Source organism: Chryseobacterium sp. 7 (genome assembly GCF_003663845.1).
Taxonomy (GTDB): domain Bacteria; phylum Bacteroidota; class Bacteroidia; order Flavobacteriales; family Weeksellaceae; genus Chryseobacterium.
The window spans coordinates 1-26,102 of sequence record NZ_RCCA01000006.1 but is presented as its reverse complement, the minus strand read 5'-3'; the positions used below and the strand labels follow the sequence as shown (position 1 = coordinate 26,102).

Below are 26,102 nucleotides of genomic sequence, written 5' to 3'. Positions count from 1 at the left end.
ATGGATTTTGACGGATAGACCTACATAGTTATGACGGATAGACCTACAGCATTATCTCTGTAAACCCCTTTCCATAGGCTTTTTACAGAAGCTAAAAGCTATGTAATAAAAAACTATTGTATTTTAAAAAGCAATTGTTTATAGTCGGCTAAAGCCTTAAAAAGGAGTTCACCTTCGCTCACATGCTTTTTTTGTCCTAACGGACAAATATTTTTTATAGTCGGAAAAAACATCATCAATTTTTAATAGATGCTGTCTATAAAAAGAAAAAAAAGTTGCGCAAAAAAAAAGAAATAAAAAATGAAAGAAAAGACAATTGCTTCAATCCCTAACGCTAGATTGAGCATATTTTTAGTTCGTTAAGTTTTTCCGGATCCGGCCCGGTTGCCCTCAGCTGCACTGCTTTTATCGAACTAAATTCCAGCCTCCGGATTTCTGAATTCCCCTCGATGGCCAACCCGATCAGATCCCCTCCGGCAGTATGGAATTATTTTTTATGTGTGGGTTGCAACGAGAAAGCATTAAGTTTAAGATTTTCCGGATTCATCCCCGTTGATAAGAACTTGCTGTCTTTCACTTCGTTTTTGAGGCAGTCCGTTTTTCTTATGCGAAGGTGAAATGTTTCATTCAAAAAATTCTTTGCTAATAGTATTTTACGGTTTCCACAAAAATTTTTGTTCCGCAAGCTCCCTTAAAAATTTTTGCAGACCCTCCGAAAAAATACTACCCCGACACCCAGCGGTGAACCGCCCCATTTTTATGCCTGAAAAATTTCATGGTATAGGGAATAGAAAAGACGATACCTCAATTTAAACGAAGCAAAAACAGACAGAGGTTCTTTGACATCAACGGAAACAAACACCCAAAAACCAAAACTTATTATGCTTTCTCTTATGAAACCTTCACCACTTCAGAAGATAGACAAAGTTTCTCTCATATACCAAAGCATAAAGCTTATTTTAAAACAATAACTTATATTATTATATAAACTAATAAATAATTTAATATTATGAAAACAGCTATCGAATAAAACAATTTTCTACCAAAAATCATTACTCATATCCCAGTGGTTTAGGTGGATCATTTAGGGGTCGGCTCACGAAACGGATTATAAAGTACGTTAAGGATAAAATCTATTGATCTGGTGTATTTTAATAGATAAAATATTATTTACCTTTACAATGTCCGTTTATTAAAGTATCCAAATTTAAATTGAATTCTTTTGCAGTAGAAAAAAATATACTACCTTTTTCTGGCCATACCTGCATTATTGGAGAAATAGTATCCGCCTCCATAAGATTGCAATCAATTTTTTCTGAAAGCAATACAAGTTCGTGCTTCTCATCAATAAAATCCACCAACATCGGGCGAAATAATTCTGGCAGTTTTTCTGGATTTTTTCCCAACATATTTGCAAGGTTTTAAAGCTCTAAAATACAAAAACCTGCAAGAAAAAACAAATGAATCAATATTTAGAATACTAATATCCAATGTTTTAAATGTATTTTAAGGAGTGACTATATAGTTATATTAATTTTAAAATATGACTAAGTAAGCATTTGTATAATTGAATTAATTTTTATAAATTACAATATATATATTGCATGATATATAATTTTATTCTTTGTTTTGCGAAAAATTAACAAATGAGTAAAAATAAAATATTGCTGTCAGCCCCATATTTATTATTATTTTCATCCAGGCACCAAGAAGAAAGATCCAAGGCGAAAATAGCTGATATAGTAGAATTATATCTTAATAAATTACTTAAAGCGAAAGACTCAGAAATAAAAGACCTTAAAATATCTGCTATAGAATCAGTTACAGAAGAATGGGAAATTTCTTTCTTAAGAAGATATTTACGCAATTTGCCTAACAATATGAATCGAGGAGACAAATTTTTAAAAGAAAAATTAACGAAAATCAATGATAAAGGTATTTGTGGTCATTTTGTAGATTTAAAATACAATGTTGTTCTACCTGATCTGAGTTTAATTCCAATAAATAATCACTCTATTTTTGTAAATAATGATTTTGAGGTTTATGAAGAAGAAACTTATGTTAATTTTTTGGAACAAAAATATCTAACTATTGATTAATATTTTTTATCTCTTTATATTAAAGACCTGTAATTAATTAAGTGATTTTTATAGCAATTTAATTAGAAGGGTAGACTCTACTATTATGTTGGAAATTTTCACCTTTTTGGAGGTAAATAAAGAAGCATTCACATGAAACAAAAAAAAGATCACAAATGTTTAATTTACTTATAACCTGAGTTCGATTGTAAATTTAGAATAAAAAACTTGCAATAAAAGGCAAAAATTAGTATCTTTAAGTTGATGATAGATAATGATTTAACTAAAATTTGCCTTATGATTTGTTTTGATAAAATTACGGATATTTTTTGTATTGTTGATGAGTTTTGTGAAGATTTTGAAAAATTTTCAGAACCTTTCCTCCTTGGAAACAAACCAAAAAAGAAACCCAGAATGAGCACTTCTGAAGTCATCACAATTACGCTGCTTTTTCATCTGAGTGGTTTTAGGACTTTTAAACATTTTTATATTTATTATGTGCAAAAACATATGACACAAGATTTCCCCCAAACTGTTTCCTATAATCGCTTTGTAGAATTAATGCAGTCTGCATTGATGCCTATGACGCTATTTGCAAAAACCTGTTGTTTAGGAACTTGCACAGGAATATCTTTTGTAGACAGCACACCAATAAGAGTTTGTAAAAATAAAAGGATAAAACGGAACAAAGTGTTCAAAGATATTGCTACCACAGGAAAATCTACCATGGGTTGGTTTCATGGTTTCAAACTTCATATCATCATCAATGACAAAGGTGAACTTTTAAGTTTTTGTGTAACACAGGCAAATGTTGATGATAGAGAACCGTTGAAAAATGAATCTTTTTTACAGTCTATTTTTGGGAAGTTGCTCGGAGATAAAGGTTATATCAGCGAAAAATTGACCCAATTATTATTTGTAGATGGAATTCAATTAATCACCAGTTGGAAAAAACATCTATTTTATTTTTCAACAAATCTCTAGTTGGACTAATTTACTTTAAACAGGGAAAAAATTGGAATTATTTTTTTATAAATGCTAATTTTGTAAGAGAAGACATCGGATAATGATAAAATAATTTATAGTGAGGCTTTCAAGAGGTTATGATAAGACCTATTATCCCAATAACTTATTTTCAGAAAAATAAGTTATTTAAGATAACGTAAGGATATTATCTTACTATTTAAGCATTCTTTCCAATCCGTCATTAGTGTCGTCAAGACCTTTGTAAATACTATTTCCCCCAAGTTAGGGTTACACAGGCTTGGCATTTGATAATTAATCAATAGACCTATAGAGTCATTAAGTGCTGTTTTAATTGTACCTAAAAGTGGCATTTCCAAGAATTTTATACAAAAAAATAAATGATTTTGTTATAAGATCATTATATGTTGTAAAGAGATATGAACTAAATAACATAACATAAATAGATATTATGAGCTTTTATAAAAATATCCATATAGGACAGTTGCTCATTCAGAAAGTGAAAGAGAGTGATATAGATATATCACGTATTTGTAAATTTATGGATACTACCTTTGAAGAGATCCAAAAGATGTACGACTCTAAAAGTCTTGATACTGAAGTTTTATTACGATGGAGTAAACTACTTGAATATGATTTTTTCAGGATTTATTCTCAGCATTTAATTTTATATGCTCCTGAAGAGAAACGTAATTACCGCTCTTCAGGAAAAAAGAAATCTAAACTTCCTGTTTTCCGTAAAAATATTTATACTCGAGAGGTAATTGATTTTATCCTGGAAATGATCAATTCTGGAGAGATGACACGGATGATGGTGATCGAAAAATATAAGATTCCCAAAACCACATTGTATAAATGGATAGAAAAATATAATAAAACAACCCCTTTTTAAAAAACAAAAAACACAATGCGTCCTGATTATAAAAATATTTATAATGATATCCTTGAAAAAAAATATCCTCACAAAAGAAAAGAATGTGAGTCTTTACTAAAAAAAAGAATCACTGATCTTGATGTGATCAAACTTAATACTCTGATTTTTGGGTCCCCAGATACAGAAACAGAACGTTTCAATCAAATGCACCGCTGTTATACAAAAAATTCTATATTAAAACTTTTAATGTACCAGAAAGAGCATAAACTAACCAATACTGAAATGTCTCGTCATTTTAAAATAAGCAGAACCACCATCAGCAAGTGGAAGGATTTGTTTTTGTAAGTATAGGATTTTTAGAAGGCAAAAAGTATAAAAATAAATTTCTACCTGATCAATTTGTCCAGGTAGCATTAAATTCTAAGTTATTTTGAATTTAACGCAAAAAAAAGATGTAATTTTGCAAAATAATTTGCTCAATATTATTGAGCAGATGAGATACAAATATGAACATAATTTAAAAAAATATTTAGTCACTCCTTAAAATACATTTAAAACATTGGATATTAGTATTCTAAATATTGATTCATTTGTTTTTTCTTGCAGGTTTTTGTATTTTAGAGCTTTAAAACCTTGCAAATATGTTGGGAAAAAATCCAGAAAAACTGCCAGAATTATTTCGCCCGATGTTGGTGGATTTTATTGATGAGAAGCACGAACTTGTATTGCTTTCAGAAAAAATTGATTGGAATTATTTCGAGAAAGAATTTTCTCCATTGTATTCTAAAGTAGGCAATCCAAGTCATCCGATTCGGTTTATGGTGGGCTGCCTTCTTTTGAAGCACCTGTACAATTTGGGCGATGAAACCCTTGCCTCAGCGTGGATTATGAATCCTTACATGCAGTATTTTTGCGGAAGAGTTTTCTTTGAACATGAATTCCCGTGTGACCCAAGTAATTTTGTGCATTTCCGAAAAAGAATTGGCGAAAACGGTATTGAAAAAATCTTTGCCTACAGTGTAAGGATGCATGATGCAAAGGTCAATACTTCACATTTTGTTTTGTCAGATACCACGGTTCAAGAGAATAACACTACTTTTCCTACGGATGCGAAATTGTGTAAAAAAGTAATTGATTATTGCAACAAAATAGCCGAAAAAGAAGGCCTAAAGCAGAGACAGCGCTACACGAAAGTCAGCAAACGACTGGTTCGCAACACCTACAACGGCAAACATCCTAAGCGAGCTAAAATGGCAAGAAAGTCACAAAGACAATTAAAAACCATCGCCATGAGGCTGATACGAGAACTGGAACGCAATTTTACGGCAGAACAGAAAGAGTTTTACAAAAATACACTGACACTTTACGCCAAAGCGGTTACTCAAAAAAGAAACGATACCGATAAAATTTACAGCATTCACAAACCATTTACCCGATGTATTGCGAAAGGAAAAGCTCATAAACAGTATGAATTTGGAAATAAGGTGGGCTTGATAACGACCTCGGGCAAAGGCAAAAAAATCATTCTTGGGATTAAGGCATTTTTACAAACACCATACGATGGTCACACCATTGAGCCGCTTCTGGAGCAAATGGAAAACAGTGGTCAGCAACTTCCAAAAGAACTCGTTTACGATCGAGGTGGCAGAGGAAAATCGGAGATCAAAGGCGTAAAAATCTCTATTCCAAGCACTCCAAGAAAAACAGACACCGCTTATCAAAAACAAATAAAACGCAAGAAATTCAGAACTAGAGCAGCGATCGAACCTATCATCGGACACTTAAAGACGGATTTTAGGCTGGCTCAAAATTATTTCATGGGAGAAATGGGGCCACAAATCAATGCATTATTATCAGCAACCGCCTGGAATATGAAGAAAATGATGGAAATACTGAAAAAAGAATTGAGTTTATTTTTTTATCAAATACAAATTATCCTATTTTCTAATTCTATGTTTAAAAATAAATTAGAAAATAGCATTTCTTAAGGAATGACTATATATACTTATAAAAAACAGATAGAAGAGAAGCCCCATATTACTGCGGAAGACCTAAGAAATATGAGAGCTGTACTCAACTCTTATTTAGGACTTATGTCACATTACAAAACCTACCGTTTACGGTATACTTTACTTCATAAGAATGCGCCCGCAGTTTTTGACAAGTACGGTTTTTTCAGTAAAAATTTAAACAAAATAATACTCTACCCATTTGCATTATAAAAAGCAACTATGAAAAAAAAGATAATCTCTCTTATCCTATGCAGCCTCTGCTGCTGGTCTCAAGCCCAGAAAATAAACATGAATTTCCCCTATTTTGCTGGTAAGACCTACGATTTTGTGATCTTCCAGGGAGATAAGCAGCAGACCATTCTACAGGGTACCATACCCGCCAACGGGAAATTTGCCCTCCAGATTCCCAAAGAATATGCCCCCTACACAGGCATGAGTCGTTGGCTCATTACCAATAGCAAAGATGGAGGGGGGCTAGATATGCTCATCCCCGGCAGAGACTTCTCTGTAAGCTGCCAGGAGGCACTTCCTACAGAGAAAAACATTATCTACAAAGGCAATGCACAGAACAAGGAGCTCAATGATCTTTATAAAGAGCAGCATGGCATCTTAGCCCGGCATGATGCCATGCTACAGGCCACACGATCCTATCCCAAAACAGACAAAAGCTTCCCAGTCTTTCTGCAGGAGTATGATGTACAGAAGAGAAGCTACAAAAGCTTCCAGGCTTCCCTGGGTAAAGACCCGGACTATGCCAAAGAGCTTATTCGCATCATCAATACTACCCAGGGCATAGGCACAGAGATCTTTGATAATGAAGCCCAGAAGGCCGCCAATATCGCAGGTTACATAGCCACCCAGATGGATCCGGAGGTGCTCTATACCTCCGGATACTGGGCTAACGTAATCTCTGCATGGGTAAGCATCCATACGCAGGTGCTGCAGGATCCTTACCGTTTCGTAGAAGATTTCTCTCGAATCACCCAAAAGCTAGATAATAACAAACAGTATACGGATTTTGTGGAGCGTACTACTTACTATCTTACTCAACAGGGTAAAGATCAGTATATTGGAGCTATTGCCCCATGGGTTCTTTCTTCTGGGAAAATGACCAACTTTGATGGGCCTCTGGCCGTTTATAAAAAGGGTGCCATTGGAACCAAGGCGCCAGATCTCATTTTTACTCATCATATAGGAAAGAGTGAAGATCACAATCATGATGTACAGACCATAAGTTCTGCTGATATGGCTACAAAAGGATATTCAAAAACTCTTCTGGTGTTCTATGAATCCGGTTGTGGTCCATGTGAAAATCTTCTTGGGCAGCTCCCGGGAAACTATGAATACCTGAAAAAAATAACATCCGTATTATATCTATTTCTGCGGATACAGATGAAAAAGTTTTTAAAAGTAAAGCTGATTTATTTCCATGGAAACAAGATGCATTCTGTGACCTTGAAGGAATGAAAGGACCAAACTTTGTTAATTATGGTGTAGTAGGTACTCCTACAATGGTTTTGCTTGATGCATCAGGAAACATTCTTTTAAAATCAGCTTCTCTTCAGGAAATTTTGGAATACAAATAATTTATATCGTTCTATGAAAAGAGAAGACTATCTTTATTTAATTGGAAAATCTGATCAGGAAGTCTTTAAGGAATTTGGTAACTACTATTGTAACTATTCTCATTCCGATCGTTGGTTATACAAATTAAAGAAATCAATTATTGAGTATTATTTCTTATACGTTTATTTTGATAATAATATTGTAATTGATGTAAAATTTTATGGTAACTAAATACAATTTTACACAAACTTTTCCAAAAATTAATCCCCTTCTTTCGTTGGGGATTGTTTTTATACTAATTCTGATTCGTCATCTTCTTCGTCCTCATCTTTTGGGTTATAGTCTAAACCTTTTTTTAGTTTTTTATTAAAATCAGAAAGTTTCATTGGGCGTTCTGGCTCTTCATCAAACTCTAATTGTAATTGGACTGGTTTTTTATTGTATTTTTGCTGAAATAATGCATTAAACTGTTCTTTTGATTCAGACACTTCCATCAAGGTTGTAACTTGTATGATTTGTTTCTTAAGATGTTCTCTCCCTATTTCAGGAGTTAATGTTTGATGCCATTTGTATTTCCAATTTCCTTTTTCAGTTTTGCCTGCATTTTCTTTTATTTTGGAAATTATCCCTTTTGGCAACCCCTCATAGATATATTTTGTGGTTAATTTTCCTATAAATGAAGGCTTGTTTTTAATATATTTTGGGATAAAAGGCAAGTTCCATAATCTAAAAACTTGCTTATAAAAATCATCCGTAAATGTTAATTGCCATCTTAAAATTTCATCAGAAATATAGGCATTTAGAATTTTTTGTAACTCAAACCTTTCTCTGTCATATTGATAGCCTGTAGCTTCATCAATTAACGCAATAATTCCTACACGAGCAAATCCTCTAATTAGAATTTCGCATTGGTCTGCAATTATTTTTTGTCTTGATGATAGTTTGATTTCTTTTCTTGCTTCTAAGAGCCTGTTTAAATTTTCGTAGAAAATTTTGTTAAGAGGCTTTCAGAGGTTGGATATTTGAAAAAAAAAAATGAAATACCCAACCGATTTAACTGAAAACCAGTGGCAATATATAAAGAAAACGATGAACCTAAAAGAGAGAAAGAGAAAATATCCTCTTCTTTTGATTTGGAACTCCTTAATGTATTTGATAAAAACAGGTTGCCAGTGGCGTATGCTTCCTAAAGATTTCCCCAAATGGCAATTGGTTTATTACTATTATATCCGTTGGACGGAGTTGGGATATTTTGACTTAATTCTAGAAAAGCTACGAATGAAAGTTCGTATAAAAAAGGGTCAGCGAGCAGAAGCCTCCTTAGGAATAATGGATAGCCAAAGTGTACGCTGGGGCAATAATAGAGGTCTTCATGGCGTAGATGGAAATAAGAAAATAAAAGGAATAAAACGCCATGTGCTAGTAGATAAGAATGGATTTTTAATCGCAGTGATGGTTTGTGTAGCCAATATTCATGATAGTAAGGCTGGATTGCTTTTGCTTAGATTACTCAGGGAAGAGCTGATGAATTTCAAGTGTATTCTTGCTGATGCAGGCTATAGAGGAGATTTTCTAGATAAAGCTCATAGCCTTTATTCATACCTGGTAAAAGTGGTAAGTCGGGATAAAGAAAAACAAGCTAAAAAAGAGTTTAAACCCGTAAGTAAACGATGGGTAATAGAAAGAACTTTTGCTTGGTTTGATAATGACAGAAGGCTTTGTAGGAACTATGAACTACTGCATGAGTCTTCCGAAAATATGACCAAATTATCCGCTATAAAATTATTACTCAATAAAATTTAAACAGGCTCTAAAAAGGCATCGCAAATATCTGCTAAAACAGTAGCTTCGTATCCATTTATTTTTTGAGTACCTTTATAGCATTCAATAGGATCATAATGGCCATGCTCTTTACCCCTGTAAATAAAGGGTTCAAGAGATTTTTGACCTAAGTATCTGGCCAGTCTTGTTCCTGATCTATTATCTGCTTCTTCTTGCAGATTTAATGCGTTTTGCATAGCGTATCCAGAAAGAACTCTTGTCCCATCTTCTAATACATAACAAGGAATAATAACATCACCTAACGTTATTTCTCCTTCGTGAATAATCTTGTTTTTAACCATATATTAGGCCCAGTGACCACATAGGCGTTCAAAATGGCCAACTTTTAAATCTTTCTATTCTTCACCTTAGAAATAGTGTGCCTAGAGCATCCTAACAGAAACTGGATTTCGCTATAACTTTTTCCAACATCTAATAAGCTCTGAATCTTTTTATGCAGCTCTACATTTTCTGGCCTTCCTTTATATTTCCCTTCATCTTTAGCTTTTACTACTCCATCAGCTTGTCTACGTCTCCTGTCTGTATAATCCTTTCTTGCTGTCGCAGCAAGAATATCGAGCATCATTGCATTGACAGCTGACAAAACCCATCTTTGAAATTCATCATCTATATTAGCAAAAGAATGACTGGTAGGCAGATCCAGAGATATTATTTTTATACGGTTATCGAGTATGATAGATTTTAATTTGTGCCAATCCCCTTCAGATAACCTGGTGATTCTATCAATTTGCTCAATTAAAATTGCGTCTCCTGGTTCTGCCGTTTCCAGAAGCCTGAAAAGTTCCGGACGTTGAAGCTTTACACCGGATTCATTTTCAATAAACCAGGCTGAAATTTTCACCTTCAGGGATTTTGCAAATTCTAACAAACTATCTTTTGCTCTCAGGGGATCCTGTTCTTTGGTAGATGCTCTTAAATAGGCGTACATTCTCATAGGTTAGTTCATTTTAAATGGTTTCTTTAATCTAGTGCAATATACATTCAATTTTCAGATTAATGCACTAGCGTAATGGTAGTTCATCATAGGTACACTTAAAATAAACTAGCTACCTGTAATGCTTAACCGTTCATTCATGTTAAGTTCAAAAACTCCATATGGATTTACATGAGCATATATTAAAGGGGAAAGCGCCCGGTAATCTTCTTGTGTCAATACATGTTTCCACTCTTCAGCAGATACTATTTGCTGAATCATCAATGTATTTACATATACAAGACAGATCTGAACCAGATGTAAGGATAGAACGGAAAGTTCTTGATCCTCTAGCCTGTTGGCTGCTACTTCACCTCCCTTGCCAAAAAATATAAATGAGTTGGCAGAATTCCAGTTTTCAACAACGTTTAAACCTTCGTGGATCTCTCTGCGTAACTCTTCTTTTTCAAGATATTCACAAAGAAATATCGTTTTTATAGCTTTTCCAAGTTCTGATAATGCTCTATATGTTGGATGGGTAATATTTCCTTTTGTAAAACGTCTTAATATAGCTTCCGGATCGGCAGTTCCCTGCTTTAATGCTGTGGTGTACTGTACCATTTGATCATATTGCTGTGCAATAAGTTCCCAGTTGATAGGTCTTGTTAGTATAGGAGACAAATTTTGAAAGTTATCCGCCAGGCCAATATCCGGGATATACAGTTTTTGTTTTGCTATGTTTTTAAGCCTGGGCATTAAATTAAATCCTAATAAATAACTGAAGGCAAATGCAACTTCACTTTGTCCATGCGTATCAACATACTGTTTATCAATCGACATTTCTGTACAATGTCTAAGAACTCCTTCAATCATACTCGCAACTTTCTTATTTTTAAGAATGTGAGAATCTCCTGTCTATGCCTTCTTGCCGTTCTACTCTCCCATTCATAGGAAAATATATTATCAGAAATATCTAACTGTTCTGAAATATATTGTAGAGGAATCTCACTGATATCTTTTCCATTTTCTGGAAAAGCACCATAATTCTTATAGTATTTCAATTGCATACAAAAGATCAAGTGATGCTTCTGTGGCTTAGTCTTAAGAAGCTCCAACTCTTCGTAGATAAGAGACCAATATTGTGCTAGCTCTTCTTCATTCCATATTTGTTTCATTATTTTTCTTATCTAATTTAGGATAAGAAATTCATACATTCAAAAAAGTTGGCCATTTTGAACGCCTATGTGGTCACTGGGCCTATTAATGTTTTGTAAGTTAATTTGTTTTCTAAATTTGATAGTAATAGGTTGAATCTGTTTTCGGTTGTCTGTTTACGTGTATTGTATCTGAAAACAAACTCATCTACATACATCTGTAAATGTTTTTTAGAGGTAAAATGATAGATTCCAACGATACCTCTTTTTAAGATAGACCAAAACCCCTCTATTGTATGGAGTTACTACCTTTGGGTGGACACAAAAGCTAAGCCCCCATGCTCTATCTTTAAGACATGAAAAACAGGAGAAAGAATTACAGTTTAGAGTTTAAACTCAAGACATTGGAATTATTAGAAGAGAGAGGATGCAGTATGACCTCTTTAGGAAGAGAGCTTGGAGTGAATCCAGACAATATCAAGCGTTGGAGCAAGGAGTTTAAATCAGGAAAATTGACAGGAGCATCTACCATAAAGGAAAAGAGCAAGGAAGAGCTGGAAATTATCCGCCTTAACAAAGAGCTTGCTGACATAAAATTGGAGCATGAAATCTTAAAAAAGGCGGTAAGCATCTTTTCCAGGAGCGGCAGGTAAAATATCTTTTTATAGAATCTCATACAACTATATTTCCTGTTGAAAAGATGTGTAAAGTACTAAGAGTGAGCAGAAGTTCATATTATAAATGGCTTGCTGGGATTCCATCAAAAAGAACATTGTATAATCAAATGTTGAGTGATGAAATCAAGAAAATTTATGCTCTTTATAAAGGCAGGTATGGCAGTCCCAGAATAGCTAAAGAACTGGAATCATTGGGAATAAAAGCCTCTCAACAGCGAGTAGCAAGACTGATGAAGAAGCATTCATTACGAAGTATATTGAAAAGGAAATTTAAGGTGACTACCGATTCATCCCATAAATATCCTGTTGTGGAAAATCATTTGAACAGAAATTTTTCGGTGGACAAACCCAATTCTGCCTGGGTATCGGATATCACTTACATCAGAACCAAACAGGGTTGGTTGTATCTTACCACTGTAATAGATTTATTTGATAGAAAAGTAATTGGATGGTCTCTGAGTTCTACCATGTATGCTAAAGATACGAGTATGGCTGCTTTTAAAATGGCTCTTTCCAATCGTCCATTAATGAAAACGGATTCACTCATTTTCCATTCTGACAGAGGGGTTCAATATGCCTGTAAGGATTTTGTATCTATGGTCGGAAAAAACAAACAAATTATTAGAAGTATGAGCAGGAAAGGGAATTGCTGGGATAATGCAGTGGCTGAAAGTTTCTTTAAAACCCTGAAAATGGAACTTATTTAGTCACTCCTTAAAATACATTTAAAACATTGGATATTAGTATTCTAAATATTGATTCATTTGTTTTTTCTTGCAGGTTTTTGTATTTTAGAGCTTTAAAACCTTGCAAATATGTTGGGAAAAAATCCAGAAAAACTGCCAGAATTATTTCGCCCGATGTTGGTGGATTTTATTGATGAGAAGCACGAACTTGTATTGCTTTCAGAAAAAATTGATTGGAATTATTTCGAGAAAGAATTTTCTCCATTGTATTCTAAAGTAGGCAATCCAAGTCATCCGATTCGGTTTATGGTGGGCTGCCTTCTTTTGAAGCACCTGTACAATTTGGGCGATGAAACCCTTGCCTCAGCGTGGATTATGAATCCTTACATGCAGTATTTTTGCGGAAGAGTTTTCTTTGAACATGAATTCCCGTGTGACCCAAGTAATTTTGTGCATTTCCGAAAAAGAATTGGCGAAAACGGTATTGAAAAAATCTTTGCCTACAGTGTAAGGATGCATGATGCAAAGGTCAATACTTCACATTTTGTTTTGTCAGATACCACGGTTCAAGAGAATAACACTACTTTTCCTACGGATGCGAAATTGTGTAAAAAAGTAATTGATTATTGCAACAAAATAGCCGAAAAAGAAGGCCTAAAGCAGAGACAGCGCTACACGAAAGTCAGCAAACGACTGGTTCGCAACACCTACAACGGCAAACATCCTAAGCGAGCTAAAATGGCAAGAAAGTCACAAAGACAATTAAAAACCATCGCCATGAGGCTGATACGAGAACTGGAACGCAATTTTACGGCAGAACAGAAAGAGTTTTACAAAAATACACTGACACTTTACGCCAAAGCGGTTACTCAAAAAAGAAACGATACCGATAAAATTTACAGCATTCACAAACCATTTACCCGATGTATTGCGAAAGGAAAAGCTCATAAACAGTATGAATTTGGAAATAAGGTGGGCTTGATAACGACCTCGGGCAAAGGCAAAAAAATCATTCTTGGGATTAAGGCATTTTTACAAACACCATACGATGGTCACACCATTGAGCCGCTTCTGGAGCAAATGGAAAACAGTGGTCAGCAACTTCCAAAAGAACTCGTTTACGATCGAGGTGGCAGAGGAAAATCGGAGATCAAAGGCGTAAAAATCTCTATTCCAAGCACTCCAAGAAAAACAGACACCGCTTATCAAAAACAAATAAAACGCAAGAAATTCAGAACTAGAGCAGCGATCGAACCTATCATCGGACACTTAAAGACGGATTTTAGGCTGGCTCAAAATTATTTCATGGGAGAAATGGGGCCACAAATCAATGCATTATTATCAGCAACCGCCTGGAATATGAAGAAAATGATGGAAATACTGAAAAAAGAATTGAGTTTATTTTTTTATCAAATACAAATTATCCTATTTTCTAATTCTATGTTTAAAAATAAATTAGAAAATAGCATTTCTTAAGGAATGACTATTTATCAGAATAGATATGAAACCAAAAAACAGGCTGAACTTTCAATATTTGAATACATAGAAGGATTCTATAATACTCACAGAAGACATAAGCATCTGGAAAATAGAACAATATTAGAATTTAATCAACTTATTATTAACAAATTTAAAATCGCAGCATAGGGGCTAAGGAAATTTGTCCACTTTTTTGTAGGAAGTTCACATATCTTCCGTAATATTCTACACCCAAAGATTCTTTTATATAATGATCAAAATCATTAAGGTATACATTACTAAAAAGCTGAGATGTAAGGTTTCCTATAGGAAGCCCACAATGTGGTGAGGCCTTAAAAAGGCTCTTTGATTCTGGTAAGCCCTGCCAGTGTGACAGACTACCTTTTATAAAACAATTAGCCTTAGGGTCATTTTTTATAACAAGTTCTAAAAGATAAAACAGATCATCATAACCTAATCCTCCCAGCGAACCAGCATCCGATAATTTTTTTCTGCTTTCTATATAGCCCTGAAGAGTAATCATTTTCTGCAGCTTGCTTAGCAGAATATTTTTATTTATACTCATAAAGTATCCTTTTATATCCAGCTTTAGTATATAAGCGCTATGTGTAAAATTATTAGAAACTTTTTCCAGATATTCATAAGCTTTTTGGATCCCAAGAAGTGTACCTTTTCCTTTACGACAGCTATAGCTATCATCTATAAAAGCTGATTCTAATATAGGATTTATATACATAAATAATAAATGGTGTACAATTCTATCCCTGAAATCTGCAGCAAAAATCTCTCTCTTTATAGGTTCTTCTACTATAAAAGCTACGCTTTTACCCACTTTATAAGTTCTATTTTTTATCTCTGAATAAAGTTCCAAAAGATTACTTTCATACTCTATTTCAAATAATAGCTGATTCCGGGTATGTCGTTTATTTTTCCTTGCTTCGTAATAAGCTAGGAATATATTATACTTTAATTCTGTCATAAGATTTTATAAAAATAACATCTACAGCCAAGTACTGAGATACAGCGGACGCTAAACCCGTTCGTACGATTGTTGTTGTTCATACCAGCGGTACTACTATTGAAGTTCAGGTTGTTGGCATTTGGACTAGTATTCTGGGTACTACTCCAGTAATTGCCGTTGTTACCGCGGTTGTTGAGCGCACCATTAGTGTTGTTACGGTTGCCTGCGGCAGGCAATGCTTGTAGAATTTTTATTTTTGCCTATTAGCACATTGTTTATTTCACATTCACAACGTTTTTACCCATATAGGCATTCTACTGAACTTGGCAGGTACTCTCCTGAATAATATTTTATACAGAACTCTGACCTACTGTGTAGATGTTTATTTATTTTTTTGTTGCACATACCAGGCATTTATCTGCTTACTGGTACTTTCTATTTTTTCTGACACCTCTATGAAATCTTTTAAAGAGATCTGTTTCAGGTCTTTATATATCCGAAGTAAAAGTCTTATTACTTCTATATTTGATTTTGCTTTTTCTAATAATTCTATTTTCTGTGCTTTTGTATTGGCTTTGTAAATATGGATGATAAGTTCTGTGCTTTCATTTTTTATTTTTTCTCCCAATGTAAATTTATAATCACGTTCCATATTTTTAGAAATATGGTATAGCTGTAACAGCAAATCATAACTTATCTTGTATACTGGAAGCTGATCATATAATGCCATTTTTTACTTTTATTTTGTCTTGTAAATCCCGTAGAAACAAGAAAGCTTCAACAGGTGTTTTGGATTCCAAAGGGAATTTTTTTATTGCTTCTTCTGTAGATTTTGTTTCTTTATCATTCTCTTTTTTTTCAGATAAGGCTGCATTACTTTTCCAGAGTTCAAATTTTTCATTTTCCAATGGGAAAGAAGGCAAGAAGCTCATATATTTTTCTGTCCTTTCCAAAGGAAAGAGCTTCCCCCTCCATTGTTTATTTTCCAAAGCAGAGCTAGGAAAGCCAATGCTTACCACATAGCTGCAAATATTCTTCACATATTTTTTACTCGCTTTATAGCCTGTGATCTTCCATACAGCATAAGCACTTTGCTCATAGGCTACCCAAAACACGCCCTGCTTATAGAGCTGTATTTTGGTATGATCTTCTTGCCTTATTATATCTGCTATTTTCATAGGAATATAGATTATTTTAGTAAAAATTCCGGCAGCAAAAAGCCGCCGGAAATAGATAAATAATAAAATCAATAGAATTTATTCTGAGATACAGCGGACGCTAAACCCGTTCGCACGACTGTAGAAGTTCATAAGATTGGCACTACTATCGAAGTTCAGGTAGTTGGCATACAGATACAGACTAGTATACTGGGTACTACTCCAGTAGGAGCCGTTGATACCGCGTCCGTTGAGCGCACCACTAGTGAAGAGACGGCTGCCTGCGGCAGGAAGCAATAAAGAGTTTCCAAACTTAATAGCCGTTGTGTAATTTGTAGCACTGCTAGCCCAGCTACCTATTCTTGTTATAGGGTTTAGGCTTGGATAGCTTAGAATACCCTGCCATTGTGCCTGTGTAGGAACCCTGTATCCTGCAGGACAAGGATCTTTAGCTGTTTTTACTCCATCCTGCCAGGTGTTATCAGGTAAGTCTGTACTATTCCATCCTGCAATCGTTCCTGAATTAGACAGATCCTGAGCCTGAGAATAGTATCTTCCCGTCTCATTTGTCTGAGCTCCCCACTGGTATTTCGCTCCGTGAATAGAGGCTGAAGCAACAAGAGCGTTTGCACTCATATCCGCCCCTAAGTTATGGCACATAAAACCCTTCCACTGCCCTGGAGCAATATAAGCCCCACAACAAGCACAGTCCTGTACATTAACTGTTAGTCGAAGCTGACGATCTGTACCGTTATTACTCGCACCATCATTATAAATAACAATGATCTGGGCCGTTAACGCATTTATTCTCATCGTTCCGGAAGCAAGCGTGTTCAGGTTCGTATTGTAACTGACTGTCGCATTAACAGAAGTGGTTATATTATTTCCGGAATTCCCTCCACTGATACTGTTAATGACCTGTCCATTGCTATTGGTATATAAAAAACGAACATTGCTTACTGTACCTGTAGGAGTAAAGGTATAAGTCTGTACATTCGTTGATGCCTGGCTAAAGTCTGCCTTCTGAGATAAGCGGCCGGAAAGGGTACCGCAGTCTCCTCCGTCATTAACCATTACAACATCAAAGCATGTTTTACCAACTAAGCTGCCGCTTCCTATTGAAAGGGCTGATCCTACATTTACTGATAATACACAACTCTGACCTCCAAAATTAATCGTAAAACTCGCTGTGCCATTAGAAGATGGTGTCCCGGATATACTATAAATAATATTTCCAGAAGACGATATCGTTCCCGAATTCAACGTTGCTGTAAGACCGGTTACTCCTGTAGAAGTAACGCTCTCGCCTCCGTAAGTTCCCCCGTTTCCTCCTGTATAACCAATAGATGCTGTAACTCCTGAAGCAGGCTGGCCACTGGTTAAGCTTCCTGAAACTGTTGCTGCAGCACAGTTTAATACTGTAACGTTAGCAGAAGAATTGGTAACAGGAATCGATAAATTACATGACTTCCCACCAAAGTTAACAGGAAAAATAGCATTTCCCGCTCCAGAAGGTGTTCCTGTTATTGTATATGATAAACTTCCGAATCCTTGATTAATCGTCCCGGAAGCAATACTCGCTGTAAGACCGGTTACTCCTGTAGAGCCTACGGCTCCACCAAAGTAAGTTCCCCCGTTTCCTCCTGTGTAGTTAATAGATCCTGTAACTCCTGAGGCAGGCTGGCCATTGACTAAGCTGCCTGAAACTGTTGCTCCGGCGCAGTCTAAAGATCCTACCACAGCTCCGGGAGCTCCATACAGCATTTTAATCCATTTATTGGCAGGATAATCATAATAGTAATAGCCTCTTGAGTCTATATCAATCGTTTGTCCAACCCTGTTGCCAGCAGAAGGCTGTGAAGTGACAAAAGCAATAGTCCCATCCTGGTCCTGGCTGTATACTCCGTTAATATCTGCCTGATGCAGTGCATCGGCTGTAAGACGTGGACAAATGACACCTTCGGAAATACTTCCGTCAATAGCTTTAGGTCTTACCTCTAAGGTCGCTTTAGGAGTCTCTGTATTGACCCCGACCTGACCATAGAGAGAAACGCAGCCCATCAATCCAAAAAGGAGCGGCAATAATCTTTTTTTCATCGTTTAACTATTTTTTTAAATTATGTTCATATTTGTATCTCATCTGCTCAATAATATTGAGCAAATTATTTTGCAAAATTACATCTTTTTTTTAGTAAAGACTCACATTCTTTTCTTTTGTGAGGATATTTTTTTTCAAGGATATCATTATAAATATTTTTATAATCAGGACGCATTGTGTTTTTTGTTTTTTAAAAAGGGGTTGTTTTATTATATTTTTCTATCCATTTATACAATGTGGTTTTGGGAATAAAGATTTTCTTAGTCCTGCCAAAGGATTAATTATACTTATAATAGCTGTATTAGCTGTAATGTTAATAGAAAATTTATAAACAAATATTAAATTATTATATTGACTAATTAAATTATTTAGTATATTTACAAAACCAATTAACAAATATGAATAATCAACCTAAGTACGTAAAATTTGAAGTCCTTAAAATTGAGGATATCAGAAAAACAGGATCCACTGTTGCAATTGGGAAAGTTCTAAATGGCCTTTATTATCCACAGAGTAAAACGGTTTCATTTTCTGATGTAAATGGCCAAGATTGGACCTTTTACGATGGCGATACCTGCCGAGTAATTAAACAGGAAGAGCAATTAAAAGTGTTTTAAACTAATAATAAAAATCAAAATGGCTAGAACAAACTCACGTCCTGATACTATCTATGTGAAAAGTCTCACAGAAGAGGACAAAGATCGCTTTGAAAAACTTTTAGAACATCTTGATACAACTAATAATGGTTATGCAGTTCTAAAAGTTATAGAAAAATATTTTCCTTTGCTTGAAAAAAGCAAAGAACAGGGAGCAGAAATAAAAAGATTAGAGGGAACCATCCGGAAAAAGGATGAGAAAATCCAAAAAATGGCAGAACAAAAGGCCGGAATGTTAAAACAAATCAGTGTAATTGAGGAATCTCTGAAAAGCACGGCAAAATTTATAAAGGAACTTTAAAAATAATAGTTCGTCATTCGTTCCAGGATTTTAAAGATCCTGAATGATTTTAGCGAACTAAAAAAATAAACAGCAGTAAAAAATTTTAGTTCGTTAAATTAAAACCGGTTCCGGAAGATATCGAGCTGGCCAGCTACATTTTAACGAACTAAAATTAAATATACAAAAATTAAGCAATGAAAACAATATCAATATTTACTCAGAAAGGAGGTGTTACAAAAACTACCAGTACCATCAATATTTCCGGAGTTTTAGCGGAAATGGGATATAAGGTTTTGGTTATTGATTTTGATACACAATGCCATTTATCACTCGGTTATGGTGTAGATAAAACAATTGAGTATAATGTAGAGGAATTTTTGCACTCTGTAGAGCCTATCCGCTATGCATTAAGGGGGAAAAACCAAAATATATCTGTTATTTCCGGAAAGCTAGAGCTTTCTACTAAAGGTCTAAAAAGGGATAGCTTAAAAAAACCATTGAAAAAAGTGGAAAAAGATTTTGATTTCTGCCTGATAGACTGTGCACCAAAGCCCATAAATGATGATCTTGGATTTGGTGAAATCGCTGTTTTTGCATCCGATTATATTATTTCTCCGGTAGATTATGACGCTTTTACATTGGACGGACTTACAACCCTTATCTTAACACTGGACCGCTTACAGGTGAATGAAAAATTAACAGCGCAATATTTAGGATTTTTCTTTGCTAAAGTAGAGGAAAATACAAAGGATTTTAAAGAAGCTTACAGAGAACTTTCCGAAAGTGAAATTTCAAATCTTCTTTTTAAAAGCTATGTGAGAAAGAACGCTTTCATAAGAACCAGTATTAACATGGAAGAATCGGCAGTCTTTTTAAAGCCGTTTTCCCCTGTTTCTATGGATTATCGAAAGTTAACAGATGAACTACTAATGAAAATTAAAATAGATGCAAAATAAGCCTAAAATTAAAGGTCTTGGAAATTTAAAGACTGCCGGATTCAACCTACAGAAAAATGCAGAAAAAATACAGGAACAGGAAAAAGAATATTCTACTGATAATACTGTAATTTTTTCTTTCCGGGTTAATCAGGATCTGATTCACTATATAAAAAGATTCAGGATTTTTAAAATAGAAGAAAATCCATCTAATCATCTTTATAGTGAAAGTGATGCTGTACGTGAGGGAATCCAGCTTTTAAGAAATACATTTGCGGATATTCCCCAACGCCCGGAAGATATAGAAAAACCAACAAAAAGGGGGAGAGGATTAAAAAGAGATCCTAATACAATAATGAGTAATACATCATTTACCCTGAGTGAAAATGATGTAAATTGGATTTATAATTTTATTTTCCATCAACAAAAGGGAGGTGGAAGGTATACCAAAGAAGAATTTTTAGCTCTCTTGGTAGAACACTTGGAAATGAAATTTAAGATCAATAGAAAATAATAATACTATGTTAGTCAATTGCCCTGAATGTAATAAAAGGATTTCTGATAATGCGGAAGCTTGCCCTAATTGTGGCCATCCGATCAATCCCATCAAACCTAAAGGAGAAGGCTGTTTTTTACAGACTTTAAATATAGGTTGTGCTACAGTATTAATTGGCTTTGTTATAGTATTTTTATTAGCAATGGCGGTAAGTCTTTTTAGATTTTCACCTAATAAATCTGAGAAGACAGAAATAAAAAAGAGCCCTAATAAATAGAGCCCTCAAACATCGATAAAGATGTTTTTTCCTACCACAAATATAAGAAATTATTACTACAATTCAAAAAATATTAGTAAATGAAAACAGTAGAAAGTACAGGTTTTTTTTGTGTAGTTTATGATACTTTAAGCAAAAAAACAGTATGGTATAATAAAACATGGAACCCTTCAAAACTAGCAAGTTGGCTGAGTAGTAAAAATAAAGAATGGTTATGGATAAAAGTTTATATTAAAAAAGATGATTATTTTTCCAATCCTGACAGCTTTTATGCAATATTTGACAATGATAATCCAGTAACAAATTTTACTTATAAACCATTCTCAAAAAATTAATATGGAGCCAAATAGAAATTATTTATTTCAGTCGAATTTATTTACTAAAAGTATTTTACAAGATGTACTAGAGATACAAAAAGATATAATTTATTTTCTCCAAACTCAAATAAATTTTACTGACCCTAATGCAACTGGAAAAGTAATTTTTAACTATGATAAATTTTTGGAGTATAAAAAAATAAAAGTCCAGAAAAATACTTATTCACCCGATCAAATTCTATCTTTTTGTTTTGGTTTGTTAGAACCCAAAGGAGCATTTTATAATAAAAAAACTTCTAGCCTAGTCGTTTATAATCTATTTAGTAATGTAGAGGTAAACGATTTTAACCCCAAAGAATTTATTATCACTTTTGCTGATTTTGGGAAAATTTTTTTCTATGAGAAATTTGCATTAGAGTATGCAAAAACCTCGAAAATTGAATATACTCAAATTGAAAGTAATATTATTGATTTAAAAGGAGAAAGCAGGAAAAAGTTTTTTGAGCTTCTTTCTCAATACAAATCAACAGGCTTTTACAAGGTCTCTTTAGAAGAATTTAAAACACTTTTAGGATTTATAGTTTACATCCGAGACGATGAAGATGAAACTCAGGAAAGCCAGCAACTTCAGCTTAAATTATTATTTCAGCCGGATGAAAAGCAAACAGATTTTAAAAAGAAGGAATATTTACAGTCTTGGTCTGAATTTAAAAGAGTTTTTTTAGATCCAGCGATTGAATCCTTTAACAGTAACACCAAATTAGATATTTCAAATATAAAGTGGACTACGGTAAAAAGCGGTAGAAAAATTACAGGACTGCATTTCACATTTCAAAAAAGATTAGACAAAGATTCGCTAGAACCGGAAATGATGAACGCTATAAAACATTTTACAGAATATGGGTTAAAAGAAAATCAAATTATGTTCTTATTACAAAGGATGGGCTACAAGGAAATGTATAACAGGTTCATGAATGCAGTAACATTTAACAAGAGTTATGATAATAAAGAATCAAAATTCTATCATAAAAAAGTATGGTTTGAAACCGAAAGTGGGGAAGAAATTAAAAAGCTTGGAGGGTACTTATATGATAAAGTATTTCCCGAACTAAAGAAATAATTATGTTAAGTTACGGATAGACCTACATAGTTAACGGATAGACCTACATAGTTGACGGATAGACCTACATAGTTAACGGATAGACCTACATAGTTAACGGATAGACCTACATAGTTGACGGATAGACCTACATAGTTAACGGATAGACCTACATTGTTGACGGATAGAACTACATAGTTATGACGGATAGACCTACATAGTTATGACGGATAGACCTACAGTTTTAAGATGGATTTTGACGGATAGACCTACATAGTTATGACGGATAGACCTACAGCATTATCTCTGTAAACCCCTTTCCATAGGCTTTTTACAGAAGCTAAAAAGCTATGTAATAAAAAACTATTGTATTTTAAAAAGCAATTGTTTTATAGTCGGCTAAAGCCTTAAAAAGGAGTTCACCTTCGGCTCACATGCTTTTTTTTGTCCTAACGGACAAATATTTTTTATAGTCGGAAAAAACATCATCAATTTTTAATAGATGCTGTCTATAAAAAGAAAAAAAAGTTGCGCAAAAAAAAAGAAATAAAAAATGAAAGAAAAGACAATTGCTTCAATCCCTAACGCTAGATTGAGCATATTTTTAGTTCGTTAAGTTTTTCCGGATCCGGCCCGGTTGCCCTCAGCTGCACTGCTTTTATCGAACTAAATTCCAGCCTCCGGATTTCTGAATTCCCCTCGATGGCCAACCCGATCAGATCCCCTCCGGCAGTATGGAATTATTTTTTATGTGTGGGTTGCAACGAGAAAGCATTAAGTTTAAGATTTTCCGGATTCATCCCCGTTGATAAGAACTTGCTGTCTTTCACTTCGTTTTTGAGGCAGTCCGTTTTTCTTATGCGAAGGTGAAATGTTTCATTCAAAAAAATTCTTTGCTAATAGTATTTTACGGTTTCCACAAAAATTTTTGTTCCGCAAGCTCCCTTAAAAATTTTTTGCAGACCCTCCGAAAAATACTACCCCGACACCCAGCGGTGAACCGCCCCATTTTTATGCCTGAAAAATTTCATGGTATAGGGAATAGAAAAGACGATACCTCAATTTAAACGAAGCAAAAAACAGAGTTCTTTGACATCAACGGAAACAAACCCAAAAAACCAAAACTTATTATGCTTTCTCTTATGAAACCTTCACCACTTCAGAAGAAGACAAAGTTTCCTCATATACCAAAGCATAAAGCTTATTTTAAAACAATAACTTTATATTATTATATAAACTAAATAAATAATTTAATATTATGAAAACAGCTATCGAAATAAAACAATTTTCTACCAAAAATCATTACTCATATCCCAGTGGTTTAGGTGGATCATTTAGGGGTCGGCTCACGAAACGGATTATAAAGTACGTTAAGGATAAAATCTATTGATCTGGTGTATTTTAATAGATAAAATATTATTTACCTTTACAATGTCCGTTTATTAAAGTATCCAAATTTAAATTGAATTCTTTTGCAGTAGAAAAAAATATACTACCTTTTTCTGGCCATACCTGCATTATTGGAGAAATAGTATCCGCCTCCATAAGATTGCAATCAATTTTTTCTGAAAGCAATACAAGTTCGTGCTTCTCATCAATAAAATCCACCAACATCGGGCGAAATAATTCTGGCAGTTTTTCTGGATTTTTTCCCAACATATTTGCAAGGTTTTAAAGCTCTAAAATACAAAAACCTGCAAGAAAAAACAAATGAATCAATATTTAGAATACTAATATCCAATGTTTTAAATGTATTTTAAGGAGTGACTATATAGTTATATTAATTTTAAAATATGACTAAGTAAGCATTTGTATAATTGAATTAATTTTTATAAATTACAATATATATATTGCATGATATATAATTTTATTCTTTGTTTTGCGAAAAATTAACAAATGAGTAAAAATAAAATATTGCTGTCAGCCCCATATTTATTATTATTTTCATCCAGGCACCAAGAAGAAAGATCCAAGGCGAAAATAGCTGATATAGTAGAATTATATCTTAATAAATTACTTAAAGCGAAAGACTCAGAAATAAAAGACCTTAAAATATCTGCTATAGAATCAGTTACAGAAGAATGGGAAATTTCTTTCTTAAGAAGATATTTACGCAATTTGCCTAACAATATGAATCGAGGAGACAAATTTTTAAAAGAAAAATTAACGAAAATCAATGATAAAGGTATTTGTGGTCATTTTGTAGATTTAAAATACAATGTTGTTCTACCTGATCTGAGTTTAATTCCAATAAATAATCACTCTATTTTTGTAAATAATGATTTTGAGGTTTATGAAGAAGAAACTTATGTTAATTTTTTGGAACAAAAATATCTAACTATTGATTAATATTTTTTATCTCTTTATATTAAAGACCTGTAATTAATTAAGTGATTTTTATAGCAATTTAATTAGAAGGGTAGACTCTACTATTATGTTGGAAATTTTCACCTTTTTGGAGGTAAATAAAGAAGCATTCACATGAAACAAAAAAAGATCACAAATGTTTAATTTACTTATAACCTGAGTTCGATTGTAAATTTAGAATAAAAAACTTGCAATAAAAGGCAAAAATTAGTATCTTTAAGTTGATGATAGATAATGATTTAACTAAAATTTGCCTTATGATTTGTTTTGATAAAATTACGGATATTTTTTGTATTGTTGATGAGTTTTGTGAAGATTTTGAAAAATTTTCAGAACCTTTCCTCCTTGGAAACAAACCAAAAAAGAAACCCAGAATGAGCACTTCTGAAGTCATCACAATTACGCTGCTTTTTCATCTGAGTGGTTTTAGGACTTTTAAACATTTTTATATTTATTATGTGCAAAAACATATGACACAAGATTTCCCCCAAACTGTTTCCTATAATCGCTTTGTAGAATTAATGCAGTCTGCATTGATGCCTATGACGCTATTTGCAAAAACCTGTTGTTTAGGAACTTGCACAGGAATATCTTTTGTAGACAGCACACCAATAAGAGTTTGTAAAAATAAAAGGATAAAACGGAACAAAGTGTTCAAAGATATTGCTACCACAGGAAAATCTACCATGGGTTGGTTTCATGGTTTCAAACTTCATATCATCATCAATGACAAAGGTGAACTTTTAAGTTTTTGTGTAACACAGGCAAATGTTGATGATAGAGAACCGTTGAAAAATGAATCTTTTTACAGTCTATTTTTGGGAAGTTGCTCGGAGATAAAGGTTATATCAGCGAAAAATTGACCCAATTATTATTTGTAGATGGAATTCAATTAATCACCAGTTGGAAAAAACATCTATTTTATTTTTCAACAAATCTCTAGTTGGACTAATTTACTTTAAACAGGGAAAAAATTGGAATTATTTTTTTATAAATGCTAATTTTGTAAGAGAAGACATCGGATAATGATAAAATAATTTATAGTGAGGCTTTCAAGAGGTTATGATAAGACCTATTATCCCAATAACTTATTTTCAGAAAAATAAGTTATTTAAGATAACGTAAGGATATTATCTTACTATTTAAGCATTCTTTCCAATCCGTCATTAGTGTCGTCAAGACCTTTGTAAA

31 protein-coding genes and 2 pseudogenes are annotated in these 26,102 nt (G+C 33.7%); 21 read left to right on the top strand and 12 right to left on the bottom strand.

Annotated elements, in window-relative coordinates:
- Positions 1–1,166: 1,166 nt before the first annotated feature.
- The gene (locus CLU97_RS23450) at positions 1,167–1,409 is read right to left on the bottom strand and encodes a hypothetical protein (RefSeq protein WP_121490234.1); all 243 of its coding nucleotides are present in this window, start codon (positions 1,407–1,409) and stop codon (positions 1,167–1,169) included.
- 237 nt (positions 1,410–1,646) lie between these two features.
- Between CLU97_RS23450 and CLU97_RS23445 the strand changes: the two genes are divergently transcribed.
- The 6 genes from CLU97_RS23445 (at position 1,647) to CLU97_RS24165 (ending at position 7,534) form a co-directional block, all read left to right on the top strand.
- Complete coding sequence (locus CLU97_RS23445) at positions 1,647–2,099, top strand: hypothetical protein (RefSeq protein WP_121490233.1); 453 nt, start codon at positions 1,647–1,649, stop codon at positions 2,097–2,099.
- Positions 2,100–2,342: 243 nt separating this feature from the next.
- Positions 2,343–3,062 carry an IS982 family transposase gene (locus CLU97_RS23440; RefSeq protein WP_228437927.1) on the top strand — a complete coding sequence of 240 codons (720 nt, stop codon included), beginning with the start codon at positions 2,343–2,345 and terminating at the stop codon, positions 3,060–3,062.
- Positions 3,063–3,603: 541 nt separating this feature from the next.
- Positions 3,604–3,954 (top strand): hypothetical protein, encoded by a 351-nt coding sequence (locus CLU97_RS23435; RefSeq protein ID WP_317125994.1) that lies wholly within the window; start codon positions 3,604–3,606, stop codon positions 3,952–3,954.
- A 623-nt stretch (positions 3,955–4,577) separates the two neighbouring features.
- Entirely contained in the window at positions 4,578–5,924 is a 1,347-nt protein-coding gene (locus CLU97_RS23425; RefSeq protein ID WP_121486246.1) for an IS5 family transposase, read from the top strand.
- 243 nt (positions 5,925–6,167) lie between these two features.
- A complete protein-coding gene (locus CLU97_RS23875; protein WP_183084669.1) occupies positions 6,168–7,415 on the top strand; it encodes an alkyl hydroperoxide reductase in 1,248 nt (415 codons plus the stop codon).
- Positions 7,412–7,534, top strand: coding sequence for a thioredoxin family protein (locus CLU97_RS24165; RefSeq protein WP_228437924.1), 123 nt, complete (start codon positions 7,412–7,414; stop codon positions 7,532–7,534). Before CLU97_RS23875 ends, CLU97_RS24165 begins: the two co-directional genes overlap by 4 nt.
- Positions 7,535–7,804: 270 nt before the next feature.
- Here CLU97_RS24165 and CLU97_RS23405 read toward each other — a convergent pair whose 3' ends face one another.
- Positions 7,805–8,320 carry a P63C domain-containing protein gene (locus CLU97_RS23405; protein ID WP_262691034.1) on the bottom strand — a complete coding sequence of 172 codons (516 nt, stop codon included), beginning with the start codon at positions 8,318–8,320 and terminating at the stop codon, positions 7,805–7,807.
- A 229-nt stretch (positions 8,321–8,549) separates the two neighbouring features.
- On the opposite strand from CLU97_RS23405, the gene CLU97_RS23400 reads away from it, so the two are divergent.
- Complete coding sequence (locus CLU97_RS23400) at positions 8,550–9,317, top strand: IS5 family transposase (protein ID WP_121486240.1); 768 nt, start codon at positions 8,550–8,552, stop codon at positions 9,315–9,317.
- Here CLU97_RS23400 and CLU97_RS23395 read toward each other — a convergent pair.
- The 5 genes and pseudogenes from CLU97_RS23395 to CLU97_RS23375 form a co-directional block, all read right to left on the bottom strand.
- Positions 9,314–9,637 (bottom strand): hypothetical protein, encoded by a 324-nt coding sequence (locus tag CLU97_RS23395; RefSeq protein ID WP_121490252.1) that lies wholly within the window; start codon positions 9,635–9,637, stop codon positions 9,314–9,316. The genes CLU97_RS23400 and CLU97_RS23395 overlap by 4 nt on opposite strands.
- Before the next feature lie 44 nt (positions 9,638–9,681).
- Entirely contained in the window at positions 9,682–10,284 is a 603-nt protein-coding gene (locus CLU97_RS23390; protein ID WP_228437923.1) for a recombinase family protein, read from the bottom strand.
- Between the two features lie 114 nt (positions 10,285–10,398).
- Positions 10,399–11,160: pseudogene (locus CLU97_RS23385) on the bottom strand (Tn3 family transposase); the annotation flags it as partial.
- Positions 11,139–11,444 carry a DUF4158 domain-containing protein gene (locus tag CLU97_RS23380; protein WP_121490250.1) on the bottom strand — a complete coding sequence of 102 codons (306 nt, stop codon included), beginning with the start codon at positions 11,442–11,444 and terminating at the stop codon, positions 11,139–11,141. The gene CLU97_RS23380 and the pseudogene CLU97_RS23385, both read right to left, overlap by 22 nt.
- Before the next feature lie 65 nt (positions 11,445–11,509).
- Positions 11,510–11,722, bottom strand: a pseudogene (locus CLU97_RS23375) (transposase); the annotation flags it as partial.
- Between the two features lie 57 nt (positions 11,723–11,779).
- Here CLU97_RS23375 and CLU97_RS23370 point away from each other — a divergent pair.
- The 4 genes from CLU97_RS23370 to CLU97_RS24445 all read left to right on the top strand — a co-directional run bounded on the left by CLU97_RS23370 (position 11,780) and on the right by CLU97_RS24445 (position 14,433).
- Positions 11,780–12,076 carry a transposase gene (locus CLU97_RS23370; protein WP_121490249.1) on the top strand — a complete coding sequence of 99 codons (297 nt, stop codon included), beginning with the start codon at positions 11,780–11,782 and terminating at the stop codon, positions 12,074–12,076.
- Between the two features lie 11 nt (positions 12,077–12,087).
- Complete coding sequence (locus CLU97_RS23365; RefSeq protein ID WP_228437925.1) at positions 12,088–12,807, top strand: IS3 family transposase; 720 nt, start codon at positions 12,088–12,090, stop codon at positions 12,805–12,807.
- 108 nt (positions 12,808–12,915) lie between these two features.
- Positions 12,916–14,262, top strand: a complete 1,347-nt coding sequence (locus tag CLU97_RS23360; RefSeq protein ID WP_121486246.1) for an IS5 family transposase — start codon at positions 12,916–12,918, stop codon at positions 14,260–14,262.
- A gap of 3 nt (positions 14,263–14,265) precedes the next feature.
- Positions 14,266–14,433 (top strand): IS3 family transposase, encoded by a 168-nt coding sequence (locus CLU97_RS24445; protein ID WP_121490247.1) that lies wholly within the window; start codon positions 14,266–14,268, stop codon positions 14,431–14,433.
- On the opposite strand, the gene CLU97_RS23350 is transcribed toward CLU97_RS24445, so the two are convergent.
- The 4 genes from CLU97_RS23350 to CLU97_RS23330 all read right to left on the bottom strand — a co-directional run bounded on the left by CLU97_RS23350 (position 14,417) and on the right by CLU97_RS23330 (position 18,480).
- Positions 14,417–15,244, bottom strand: a complete 828-nt coding sequence (locus CLU97_RS23350; RefSeq protein ID WP_121490246.1) for a hypothetical protein — start codon at positions 15,242–15,244, stop codon at positions 14,417–14,419. The two genes, CLU97_RS24445 and CLU97_RS23350, sit on opposite strands and share 17 nt — an antisense overlap.
- A gap of 364 nt (positions 15,245–15,608) precedes the next feature.
- Complete coding sequence (locus tag CLU97_RS23340; protein ID WP_121490244.1) at positions 15,609–15,956, bottom strand: four helix bundle protein; 348 nt, start codon at positions 15,954–15,956, stop codon at positions 15,609–15,611.
- Positions 15,943–16,404 (bottom strand): hypothetical protein, encoded by a 462-nt coding sequence (locus tag CLU97_RS23335; protein ID WP_121490243.1) that lies wholly within the window; start codon positions 16,402–16,404, stop codon positions 15,943–15,945. The genes CLU97_RS23340 and CLU97_RS23335 overlap by 14 nt, the downstream gene beginning before the upstream one ends.
- Before the next feature lie 78 nt (positions 16,405–16,482).
- On the bottom strand, positions 16,483–18,480 hold the full coding sequence (locus CLU97_RS23330) for an FISUMP domain-containing protein (protein WP_121490242.1): 1,998 nt from the start codon (positions 18,478–18,480) through the stop codon (positions 16,483–16,485).
- A 399-nt stretch (positions 18,481–18,879) separates the two neighbouring features.
- Here CLU97_RS23330 and CLU97_RS23325 point away from each other — a divergent pair, with 399 nt between their 5' ends.
- From CLU97_RS23325 to CLU97_RS23295, 7 genes are all read left to right on the top strand, one after another.
- Positions 18,880–19,098 carry a hypothetical protein gene (locus tag CLU97_RS23325; RefSeq protein WP_121490241.1) on the top strand — a complete coding sequence of 73 codons (219 nt, stop codon included), beginning with the start codon at positions 18,880–18,882 and terminating at the stop codon, positions 19,096–19,098.
- Positions 19,099–19,117: 19 nt separating this feature from the next.
- Positions 19,118–19,438: a hypothetical protein gene (locus CLU97_RS23320; protein WP_121490240.1), complete on the top strand. Its 321-nt coding sequence runs from the start codon at positions 19,118–19,120 to the stop codon at positions 19,436–19,438.
- Between the two features lie 176 nt (positions 19,439–19,614).
- Positions 19,615–20,376 (top strand): ParA family protein, encoded by a 762-nt coding sequence (locus CLU97_RS23315; RefSeq protein WP_121490239.1) that lies wholly within the window; start codon positions 19,615–19,617, stop codon positions 20,374–20,376.
- Entirely contained in the window at positions 20,366–20,869 is a 504-nt protein-coding gene (locus tag CLU97_RS23310) for a hypothetical protein (protein WP_121490238.1), read from the top strand. Before CLU97_RS23315 ends, CLU97_RS23310 begins: the two co-directional genes overlap by 11 nt.
- Before the next feature lie 7 nt (positions 20,870–20,876).
- Positions 20,877–21,128 carry a zinc-ribbon domain-containing protein gene (locus tag CLU97_RS23305; protein WP_121490237.1) on the top strand — a complete coding sequence of 84 codons (252 nt, stop codon included), beginning with the start codon at positions 20,877–20,879 and terminating at the stop codon, positions 21,126–21,128.
- A gap of 80 nt (positions 21,129–21,208) precedes the next feature.
- The gene (locus CLU97_RS23300) at positions 21,209–21,463 is read left to right on the top strand and encodes a hypothetical protein (protein ID WP_121490236.1); all 255 of its coding nucleotides are present in this window, start codon (positions 21,209–21,211) and stop codon (positions 21,461–21,463) included.
- A gap of 1 nt (position 21,464) precedes the next feature.
- The gene (locus tag CLU97_RS23295; RefSeq protein WP_121490235.1) at positions 21,465–22,565 is read left to right on the top strand and encodes a replication initiation protein; all 1,101 of its coding nucleotides are present in this window, start codon (positions 21,465–21,467) and stop codon (positions 22,563–22,565) included.
- Positions 22,566–23,960: 1,395 nt separating this feature from the next.
- On the opposite strand, the gene CLU97_RS23290 is transcribed toward CLU97_RS23295, so the two are convergent.
- On the bottom strand, positions 23,961–24,203 hold the full coding sequence (locus CLU97_RS23290; protein WP_121490234.1) for a hypothetical protein: 243 nt from the start codon (positions 24,201–24,203) through the stop codon (positions 23,961–23,963).
- A 237-nt stretch (positions 24,204–24,440) separates the two neighbouring features.
- On the opposite strand from CLU97_RS23290, the gene CLU97_RS23285 reads away from it, so the two are divergent.
- From CLU97_RS23285 to CLU97_RS24295, 3 genes are all read left to right on the top strand, one after another.
- Positions 24,441–24,893: a hypothetical protein gene (locus CLU97_RS23285; RefSeq protein ID WP_121490233.1), complete on the top strand. Its 453-nt coding sequence runs from the start codon at positions 24,441–24,443 to the stop codon at positions 24,891–24,893.
- Between the two features lie 275 nt (positions 24,894–25,168).
- Positions 25,169–25,774, top strand: a complete 606-nt coding sequence (locus CLU97_RS23280) for an IS982 family transposase (protein ID WP_262691024.1) — start codon at positions 25,169–25,171, stop codon at positions 25,772–25,774.
- Positions 25,738–25,854, top strand: coding sequence for a hypothetical protein (locus CLU97_RS24295; RefSeq protein ID WP_317125993.1), 117 nt, complete (start codon positions 25,738–25,740; stop codon positions 25,852–25,854). The genes CLU97_RS23280 and CLU97_RS24295 overlap by 37 nt, the downstream gene beginning before the upstream one ends.
- Positions 25,855–26,102: the final 248 nt, after the last annotated feature.

Bases quoted from the DNA above. Each gene is read 5' to 3' on its own strand.
- CLU97_RS23450 (WP_121490234.1), bottom strand. From the start codon at position 1,409: ATGTTGGGAAAAAATCCAGAAAAACTGCCAGAATTATTTCGCCCGATG.
- CLU97_RS23445 (WP_121490233.1), top strand. From the start codon at position 1,647: ATGAGTAAAAATAAAATATTGCTGTCAGCCCCATATTTATTATTATTT.
- CLU97_RS23440 (WP_228437927.1), top strand. From the start codon at position 2,343: ATGATAGATAATGATTTAACTAAAATTTGCCTTATGATTTGTTTTGAT.
- CLU97_RS23435 (WP_317125994.1), top strand. From the start codon at position 3,604: ATGGATACTACCTTTGAAGAGATCCAAAAGATGTACGACTCTAAAAGT.
- CLU97_RS23425 (WP_121486246.1), top strand. From the start codon at position 4,578: ATGTTGGGAAAAAATCCAGAAAAACTGCCAGAATTATTTCGCCCGATG.
- CLU97_RS23875 (WP_183084669.1), top strand. From the start codon at position 6,168: ATGAAAAAAAAGATAATCTCTCTTATCCTATGCAGCCTCTGCTGCTGG.
- CLU97_RS24165 (WP_228437924.1), top strand. From the start codon at position 7,412: ATGAAAGGACCAAACTTTGTTAATTATGGTGTAGTAGGTACTCCTACA.
- CLU97_RS23400 (WP_121486240.1), top strand. From the start codon at position 8,550: ATGAAATACCCAACCGATTTAACTGAAAACCAGTGGCAATATATAAAG.
- CLU97_RS23395 (WP_121490252.1), bottom strand. From the start codon at position 9,637: ATGGTTAAAAACAAGATTATTCACGAAGGAGAAATAACGTTAGGTGAT.
- CLU97_RS23390 (WP_228437923.1), bottom strand. From the start codon at position 10,284: ATGTACGCCTATTTAAGAGCATCTACCAAAGAACAGGATCCCCTGAGA.
- CLU97_RS23380 (WP_121490250.1), bottom strand. From the start codon at position 11,444: ATGAAACAAATATGGAATGAAGAAGAGCTAGCACAATATTGGTCTCTT.
- CLU97_RS23370 (WP_121490249.1), top strand. From the start codon at position 11,780: ATGAAAAACAGGAGAAAGAATTACAGTTTAGAGTTTAAACTCAAGACA.
- CLU97_RS23360 (WP_121486246.1), top strand. From the start codon at position 12,916: ATGTTGGGAAAAAATCCAGAAAAACTGCCAGAATTATTTCGCCCGATG.
- CLU97_RS24445 (WP_121490247.1), top strand. From the start codon at position 14,266: ATGACTATTTATCAGAATAGATATGAAACCAAAAAACAGGCTGAACTT.
- CLU97_RS23350 (WP_121490246.1), bottom strand. From the start codon at position 15,244: ATGACAGAATTAAAGTATAATATATTCCTAGCTTATTACGAAGCAAGG.
- CLU97_RS23340 (WP_121490244.1), bottom strand. From the start codon at position 15,956: ATGGCATTATATGATCAGCTTCCAGTATACAAGATAAGTTATGATTTG.
- CLU97_RS23335 (WP_121490243.1), bottom strand. From the start codon at position 16,404: ATGAAAATAGCAGATATAATAAGGCAAGAAGATCATACCAAAATACAG.
- CLU97_RS23330 (WP_121490242.1), bottom strand. From the start codon at position 18,480: ATGAAAAAAAGATTATTGCCGCTCCTTTTTGGATTGATGGGCTGCGTT.
- CLU97_RS23325 (WP_121490241.1), top strand. From the start codon at position 18,880: ATGAATAATCAACCTAAGTACGTAAAATTTGAAGTCCTTAAAATTGAG.
- CLU97_RS23320 (WP_121490240.1), top strand. From the start codon at position 19,118: ATGGCTAGAACAAACTCACGTCCTGATACTATCTATGTGAAAAGTCTC.
- CLU97_RS23315 (WP_121490239.1), top strand. From the start codon at position 19,615: ATGAAAACAATATCAATATTTACTCAGAAAGGAGGTGTTACAAAAACT.
- CLU97_RS23310 (WP_121490238.1), top strand. From the start codon at position 20,366: ATGCAAAATAAGCCTAAAATTAAAGGTCTTGGAAATTTAAAGACTGCC.
- CLU97_RS23305 (WP_121490237.1), top strand. From the start codon at position 20,877: ATGTTAGTCAATTGCCCTGAATGTAATAAAAGGATTTCTGATAATGCG.
- CLU97_RS23300 (WP_121490236.1), top strand. From the start codon at position 21,209: ATGAAAACAGTAGAAAGTACAGGTTTTTTTTGTGTAGTTTATGATACT.
- CLU97_RS23295 (WP_121490235.1), top strand. From the start codon at position 21,465: ATGGAGCCAAATAGAAATTATTTATTTCAGTCGAATTTATTTACTAAA.
- CLU97_RS23290 (WP_121490234.1), bottom strand. From the start codon at position 24,203: ATGTTGGGAAAAAATCCAGAAAAACTGCCAGAATTATTTCGCCCGATG.
- CLU97_RS23285 (WP_121490233.1), top strand. From the start codon at position 24,441: ATGAGTAAAAATAAAATATTGCTGTCAGCCCCATATTTATTATTATTT.
- CLU97_RS23280 (WP_262691024.1), top strand. From the start codon at position 25,169: ATGATTTGTTTTGATAAAATTACGGATATTTTTTGTATTGTTGATGAG.